The 6,965-nt window shown below is 45.9% G+C and carries 8 protein-coding genes; 3 read left to right on the forward strand and 5 right to left on the reverse strand.

All coding sequences use genetic code 11. The features are described from left to right. Positions 1–27 precede the first annotated feature (27 nt). Positions 28–219, reverse strand: a complete 192-nt coding sequence (locus QUE34_RS28310) for a Rop family plasmid primer RNA-binding protein (RefSeq protein ID WP_000165985.1) — start codon at positions 217–219, stop codon at positions 28–30. A gap of 64 nt (positions 220–283) precedes the next feature. Between QUE34_RS28310 and QUE34_RS28315 the strand changes: the two genes are divergently transcribed. Further along, positions 284–607 carry a MobC family plasmid mobilization relaxosome protein gene (locus tag QUE34_RS28315; RefSeq protein ID WP_001734677.1) on the forward strand — a complete coding sequence of 108 codons (324 nt, stop codon included), beginning with the start codon at positions 284–286 and terminating at the stop codon, positions 605–607. Beyond that, entirely contained in the window at positions 597–2,150 is a 1,554-nt protein-coding gene (mbeA, locus tag QUE34_RS28835) for a plasmid mobilization relaxase MbeA (RefSeq protein ID WP_000635795.1), read from the forward strand. The genes QUE34_RS28315 and mbeA overlap by 11 nt, the downstream gene beginning before the upstream one ends. Positions 2,151–2,654: 504 nt before the next feature. Here mbeA and QUE34_RS28335 read toward each other — a convergent pair. The 3 genes from QUE34_RS28335 to QUE34_RS28345 form a co-directional block, all read right to left on the reverse strand. Further along, positions 2,655–2,861 (reverse strand): hypothetical protein, encoded by a 207-nt coding sequence (locus QUE34_RS28335; RefSeq protein ID WP_001096539.1) that lies wholly within the window; start codon positions 2,859–2,861, stop codon positions 2,655–2,657. Beyond that, positions 2,854–3,237 (reverse strand): hypothetical protein, encoded by a 384-nt coding sequence (locus QUE34_RS28340; RefSeq protein WP_000065853.1) that lies wholly within the window; start codon positions 3,235–3,237, stop codon positions 2,854–2,856. The genes QUE34_RS28335 and QUE34_RS28340 overlap by 8 nt, the downstream gene beginning before the upstream one ends. 390 nt (positions 3,238–3,627) lie before the next feature. Beyond that, on the reverse strand, positions 3,628–4,689 hold the full coding sequence (locus QUE34_RS28345; protein ID WP_000034299.1) for a HindVP family restriction endonuclease: 1,062 nt from the start codon (positions 4,687–4,689) through the stop codon (positions 3,628–3,630). Between the two features lie 87 nt (positions 4,690–4,776). On the opposite strand from QUE34_RS28345, the gene QUE34_RS28350 reads away from it, so the two are divergent. Continuing rightward, positions 4,777–5,934, forward strand: a complete 1,158-nt coding sequence (locus QUE34_RS28350) for a DNA cytosine methyltransferase (protein WP_001219937.1) — start codon at positions 4,777–4,779, stop codon at positions 5,932–5,934. Positions 5,935–6,161: 227 nt separating this feature from the next. Here the strand turns inward: QUE34_RS28350 and QUE34_RS28520 are convergent, their stop codons facing one another. Continuing rightward, the gene (locus QUE34_RS28520; RefSeq protein ID WP_001557254.1) at positions 6,162–6,320 is read right to left on the reverse strand and encodes a hypothetical protein; all 159 of its coding nucleotides are present in this window, start codon (positions 6,318–6,320) and stop codon (positions 6,162–6,164) included. Positions 6,321–6,965: the final 645 nt, after the last annotated feature.

Here is a 6,965-nt window from a genome sequence, read left to right on the forward strand (position 1 = left end):
TGTGACCGTCTCCGGGAGCTGTATGTGTCAGAGGTTTTCACCGTCATCCCCGAAGCGTGCGAGGCAGCTGCGGTAAAGCTCATCGGCGTGGTCGTGAAGCGATTCACAGATGTCTGCCTGTTCATCCGCGTCCAGTTCGTTGAGCTTTTCCAGCAGCGTTAATGTCTGGCTTCTGATAAAGCGGGCCATGTTAAGGGCGGTTTTTTCCTGTTTAGTCACTGATGCCTCCGTGTAAGGGGGGATTTCTGTTCATGGGGTAATGATACCGATGAAACGCGAGAGGATGCTCACGATACGGGTTACTGATGATGAACATGCACGGTTACTGGAACGCTGTGAGGGTAAACAGCTGGCGGTATGGATGCGGCGGGTCTGTCTGGGTGAGCCGGTTGCCCGTTCCGGGAAGCTGCCGACACTGGCACCGCCGTTACTGCGCCAGCTGGCTACCATCGGGAATAATCTGAATCAGACGGCGAGGAAGGTGAACAGCGGGCAGTGGTCTTCCGGTGACCGGGTTCAGGTGGTGGCCGCACTGATGGCCATCGAGAGAGAGTTGCGCAGCTTACGGCAGGTCGTCAGGGAACATGGAGCGCGGGATGATAGTTAAGTTTCATGCCAGGGGAAAAGGCGGTGGCAGTGGTCCGGTTGATTACCTGCTGGGAAGGGAGCGTAACCGGGAAGGGGCAACGGTGCTTCAGGGTAATCCGGAAGAAGTCCGGGAACTCATCGATGCCACGCCATTTGCGAAGAAATACACGTCAGGTGTTCTGTCGTTCGCGGAGAAGGAGCTGCCGCCGGGAGGACGTGAAAAGGTGATGGCGAGCTTTGAGCGTGTACTGATGCCCGGTCTCGAAAAAAATCAGTACAGCATCCTGTGGGTGGAGCACCAGGACAAGGGACGGCTTGAGCTGAATTTTGTCATTCCGAACATGGAGCTACAGAGCGGAAAACGCCTCCAGCCGTACTACGACCGGGCAGACAGGCCGAGAATTGATGCCTGGCAGACGCTGGTTAATCACCATTACGGGCTGCATGACCCCAACGCCCCGGAGAACCGCCGGATACTGACTCTCCCTGATAACCTGCCGGAAACGAAACAGGCGCTTGCAGAGAGCGTCACACGCGGGATAGACGCTCTTTATCATGTCGGGGAGATAAAAGGCCGTCAGGATGTGATTCAGGCGCTCACAGAGGCAGGGCTTGAAGTGGTCAGGGTGACGCGAAGCAGTATCAGCATTGCAGACCCGAACGGCGGGAAGAATATCAGACTGAAAGGAGCATTCTATGAGCAATCTTTTACAGACGGGCGCGGAGTTCGAGAAAAAGCTGAAAGAGAGAGCCGAATCTACAGAGACAATGCTGAACGACGAGTTCAGCAAGCTCGAAAAATCTGTAAGCAAGGCTGTGACATCAAACGAGACGAAAATCAAAGACGCTATAGCCCTGTTCACAGCTTCGACAGAGGAATCACTGAAAAAACACCGGGAAGGGGTGAAAGAGGCGATGATGCAGCACAGGAAGGACGTGTTAAAGCTGGCAGGGAATACGGGCATGATGTTACTGGGGATGGTCCTTTTCCTGTTTACCGTGAGTGGCGGGACGCTCTGGTATCTTGGCGGGCGGATACAGGCGAACCTGGAAGAAATCAGGATACAGGAAGAAACATTGCAGAAACTGAACGCGAAGACATGGGGCGTGGAGTTTGTGCAGGACGGGAGAAGGAAATTTCTGGTCCTTCCGTACGGGAAATCGGCAACGGTGATTCCCTATCAGGAGAAGGACTGGGTACAACTGACGGAGTGACACAGAGTGACGGAGCTGGAAAGACATTTGCTGAACGCCTTAGAGCAACTGCAACAGGACTATATGCAGCGGCTGAGCGAATGGGAGAGCGCCTTCGTGGAATTGCAGAAAATGTTTTCGCTTACGCAACGGGACAACGCGATGCTGAACGAGCAGGTCATGCAGTTGAGTCAGCAGGTGCAGCACTTGAGCGAGCGGACAGAACGCTTGAGCCAGTTATACAGCGAGAACAGGAGATAAGGGACGAACGGCTGATACAGGAGCGCGAACATGAGTTATCCCTGGAGCGTGAGCGCCAGCTGGAAATACAGGAACGGACACTGGATGGCCCTTCGCTGGGATGGTAATCAGAGACAGGCTAAAATGTTGTCAGCGCGTTTCCGGTGCATTTTTTGGGATAATGGTTGGTTCGGGGGCACCGGGAACGCGCTTCAGTCAGACCTTGCTGAAAACACAGGAACGCGTTAAAACGCATACGGGCGCGATTCTGGTGTGTCTTTTGTTGCTGTGTTTTGCCTCTATTGCCAGATCGCGCTCATTCCCCTGAACTTCTGTTTTCCCGCTCCGGTCCCCGTCTTCTTCGCTTCCGAAAGCATGAAAAAAATCCGTTTCAGCTGTCTCTGGCTGGCAATTCCTGCGTGATTCACATGGCTGCATAGCTATGCATGTGGTTAAAATTTACCGGGTGCGATCGCGGCAGTTTTTCGGGTGGTTTGTTGCCATTTTTACCTGTCTGCTGCCGTGATCGCACCGAACGCGTTTCTGCGGTGCGGGCAACGGATGTTATGGTAAATACAATATGCAGCCAGTCTTAGAGACGAAAAGTCCGCCCAGAAGACTGACTTTTCAGATCAACCTTCAGCATCTAACTTGTCTATCGCTTTTTTATTGCGCCGATAGGTAGCCATTAGTTTACCATCGCCTGATTGTAAGTCACGACCTGCTTGCTCAGCATAGGTATCGTTTACAGTCTTAGCGCCTTTTTTATAGGCCTTTTTAACATCATCAAATCCGGCTTGGATGACTTCTTTCGGCTTTTCTTGAGGTAATTTAGCCATGCTGTGAATCCTCTATAAGGTTGATTATTTTTCCAACAGATAAGACGGCATCTTCTGTGTCGCTGATTTTATGATTTATCCAACCGTCCTCTATCTTTAATTTGTTCACTACTCCTAATGTAAAAACAATCTTTTTTTCAGGAAAGAAAATTGCAAAGGTTCTACTTTTCTCTTTCCAATCAGAGGGCGGCGTCGAACGGAACGCTACATTCCTCGATTTAAGTATCGCTTTGATTTTACTAATTAATTCTTTTTTTTGTTTATTGCTGAGATTTTTGACGAACCCTTTGCTGAGATTGTCTGTGTAATCATCAAAAGAAATATCAACTGGTTTGTTTTTTTGTTTTTTATCAGATAGATGAACAATGTTTGACACTGGATATCCTGCTTTTTGATGAATGAATACTCAGAAGAGTAGCGGAACTGTCTTGTTAGTCACAGAGGTAGAGTATCAATTCTACGATAGATGGGTTCGAAGATCCGGCTGAGACCGTTCAGTACGCGGTCGAGATGTTATGTTCAATGTAATGACCGTCGAAATTGCCTTTACGGGCATGAAGCAACCAGGAGCAATCATTGGCAAAGGTAACTAGAGTTCAATGCATGGTAATCATTTTTGAGCTTGTGATGCATAGAGTTGGTTGCTGTTCCATTGCGTCTCAAACTCCGTCAAGATGCTCGCCGTAAAAGCGAGCATGTCTAGTATGCCTGTTCCGCTACTGATTTTTGATGGGCGAATTCAGGGCTGGCGAGCCACCAAGAAAAATTACTTTATTTCATCAAACAGGTGAGATGCAGTATAATAAACGCTTTGATCAAAGCGTCTCTCTGGGCTTAATTTATTTTGCCCGCCATTTAAAATTATTTCTTTTAATACTGATGGTGGGAGGATGGGTTTTGTTCTTCTTGGGTGATCCATATAAGCTTTTGTTATTTTTCCGTTTAGCGAGAACTCTTTATCACTTTGATATCCAAAGTTCATCTCAGTATAAATTCTATTGATGTTTGTCTTGTTTTTGCTCGCAATTTCATACACCATTCTGGCGAGTCTGGCTGATGATCTCATTAGTCTGCTGGCAGATGAATTGTTATATGAGGATCTATCAATAAAGGTTCGACACAAAGCAAAATCACTCCAGATGAATATGTCAAAGGCATTTTGATCTAATATTGGGCTCTTGCCTTTTGTTTTCCATAATGGTTGCATTAAAAAAGGTTTCTGGTAATCAAGAAAATTTTCTTGGAAAGTGTTTAGGCAATTTAATATATTTTCTTTCTTTGAAAGAACTTCAGTTTCATTCCCCCAGTGCTGTATGCTTTCGCATGTGGATTCAAATATTTTTCTTATTTCATGGAATTTATCGCTGCAAGAGTGCATTATGCCAAGGGCACAATAAGAAGTGCTTGCAGGTCTTATTACAATCTCTGAACTCCATTCGCTCTCGTTTTCTTTATATGTCGTGCTATCTGGAAGTACGGTTAATTTTATTTCTAGTGCTTTTAAAAAACTATTGTTTCCTTTTATAACTAGATCTATTCCTTTTATGTCATCATAAGCATACTGTTGGTATGGTTCATATTTTTTCTCAAATTGAAATTCAAGATCACTATTTTTTAATGTTGTGTTAAAAACGAAGTCAAAAGATACTTCTTTGGCATGCACTTTTAAATCCTTATCTAAATAAAGATAAATCGGATTCATTTTGTTGTCTCTCATATAACATGCTAGAGAGGTGGGAAAAGAACTGTTAAATTGGTTCTTTCCCCACAGATCGCTCTCTTTCCTGTTGGTGTTTTTTAAACCATAAAGAGATTCTATTTTGCTCACTTTTTGCTCCTGACGTCAATTTATTGACGTCTATGGTGTGTTTCTATATCATGATGTGGAGTGATATGATAATGAGTTTTTTATGTTATGAGAATAATTGATCTTTTTAGTGGGTGTGGGGGGTTGTCCCTAGGCTTTTTGAAGGGGGGGTTTGATGTTGTAGGTGCTTATGATTTCTGGGATCCTGCTATTGAATGTTACAGAGATAATTTTAGCCATCCGATAAAAAAACTAGATTTGAGCAATGTTGATGATGTGGTGAGGGAGCTTAAAGATATAGACTTCGATATGATTATTGGAGGGCCTCCTTGCCAAGACTTCAGTCATGCAGGTTTAAGAATTGAAGGTGCTAGAGCTAACTTAACTCGCTCATTTTCAGAAATTATAAAAAGAATAAAGCCAAAGTGGTTTGTGATGGAAAATGTAGATCGGGCATTAAGAAGTGGTGCCTATTTAGAAGCTCGAGGAATCTTTAAAGAATCAGGGTATGGGTTAACAGAAATTGTTTTGGATGCCAGTAAGTGTGGTGTTCCGCAAAAAAGAAAAAGATTATTTGTAATTGGAAAGCTTGACGTGAGGGATGGTTTTATCCTTAACGAAGTGATGTGCGGGATATCGAAAGATAGTATGACAGTTAGAAATTATCTTGGTGATTCATTGGGGATTGAGTATTATTACAGACATCCGAGAAATTATAACAGAAGGGCTATTTTCTCTATTGATGAACCTGCGCCAACAGTAAGAGGGGTTAATAGACCGATACCTGATGGATATTTAGGGCATGCAGGCGATCCTGTCAGTATTTCTGAGAATGTAAGGCCATTAACAACCTTTGAAAGAGCAAGATTGCAAACATTTCCTGAAGACTTTAAATTTAAAGGTGCAAAAACAAATTTGGAGCAAATGATAGGTAATGCTGTTCCGGTTGAGTTAGCAAAATATGTTGCGGTGACAATCATGGAGTATGAAAAAAAACAAGTAAAAGGTATTTATGATAAAGAAGGCTTTAGGGCGTGGTTGCTGAATGAAAAGAAACTAACAAAAAGAACCTCTAGCGATATTATATCTAGATGTTGCAGAGGTGTTTCATTTTTTGATTCAGAGGGGGTGGATTTTTATAACTGTGAAATAGATGAAATTATTATGAAACTGGAAAGGCTTGAATCGTTTGTCAGGCTTGGGGTTAGCCTGAAGTCTCAGTTAAGAAGGGCTTTTAAATTATATTACGAATATTGTCGAAGGTAATAAATACGAATTTATGTCTCTCAGGGGAGGGGGAGGGGATAAAAAGATCAAAGGATCCTCTTGTGATCCTTTTTTTCTGCGCGTAATCTGCTGCCTGTAAACAAAAAAACCACCGCTACCAACGGTGGTTTGTTTGCCGGAATCTAGAGCTACCAACTCTTTCTTCCGAAGGTAACTGGCTTGGTGGAGCGCAGATACCAAATACTGTCCTTCTAGTGTAGCCGCAGTTAGGCCACCACTTCAAGAACTCTTAATATCTCAATCCACCTTGTCCAGTTACCAGTGGCTGCTGCCAGTGGCGTTAAGTCGTGTCTTTCCGGGTTGGACTCAAGACGATAGTTACCGGATAAGGCGCAGCGGTCGGGCTGAACGGGGGGTTCGTGCACACAGCCCAGCTTGGAGCGAACGACCTACACCGAACTGAGATACCAACAGCGTGAGCTATGAGAAAGCGCCACGCTTCCCGAAGGGAGAAAGGCGGACAGGTATCCGGTAAGCGGCAGGGTCGGAACAGGAGAGCGCACGAGGGAGCTTCCAGGGGGAAACGCCTGGTATCTTTATAGTCCTGTCGGGTTTCGCCACCTCTGACTTGAGCGTCGATTTCTGTGATGCTCGTCAGGGGGGCGGAGCCTATGGAAAAACGCCAGCGGCGCGGCCTTTTGTTGTCCTTTGCCTTTTTGCTCACATGTTCTTTCCGGCCTTATCCCCTGATTCTGTGGATAACCGTATTACCGCCTTTGAGTAAGCCGACTCCGCTCGCCGCAGCCGAACGACCGAGCGTAGCGAGTCAGTGAGCGAGGAAGCGGAAGAGCGCCTGATGCGGTATTTTCTCCTTACGCATCTGTGCGGTATTTCACACCGCATATGGTGCTCTTTTCTTATAATCCGCACTGATGCCACATAGTTAAGCCAGTATACACTCCGCTATCGCTACGTGACTGGGTCATGGCTGCGCCCCGACACCCGCAAGGTCAACGGCCTGACGCGCCCTGACGGGCTTGTCTGCTCCCGGCATCCGCTCACAGACAAGC

The organism is Escherichia sp. KS167_9B (assembly GCF_030295215.1).
Classification (GTDB): domain Bacteria; phylum Pseudomonadota; class Gammaproteobacteria; order Enterobacterales; family Enterobacteriaceae; genus Escherichia; species Escherichia coli_F.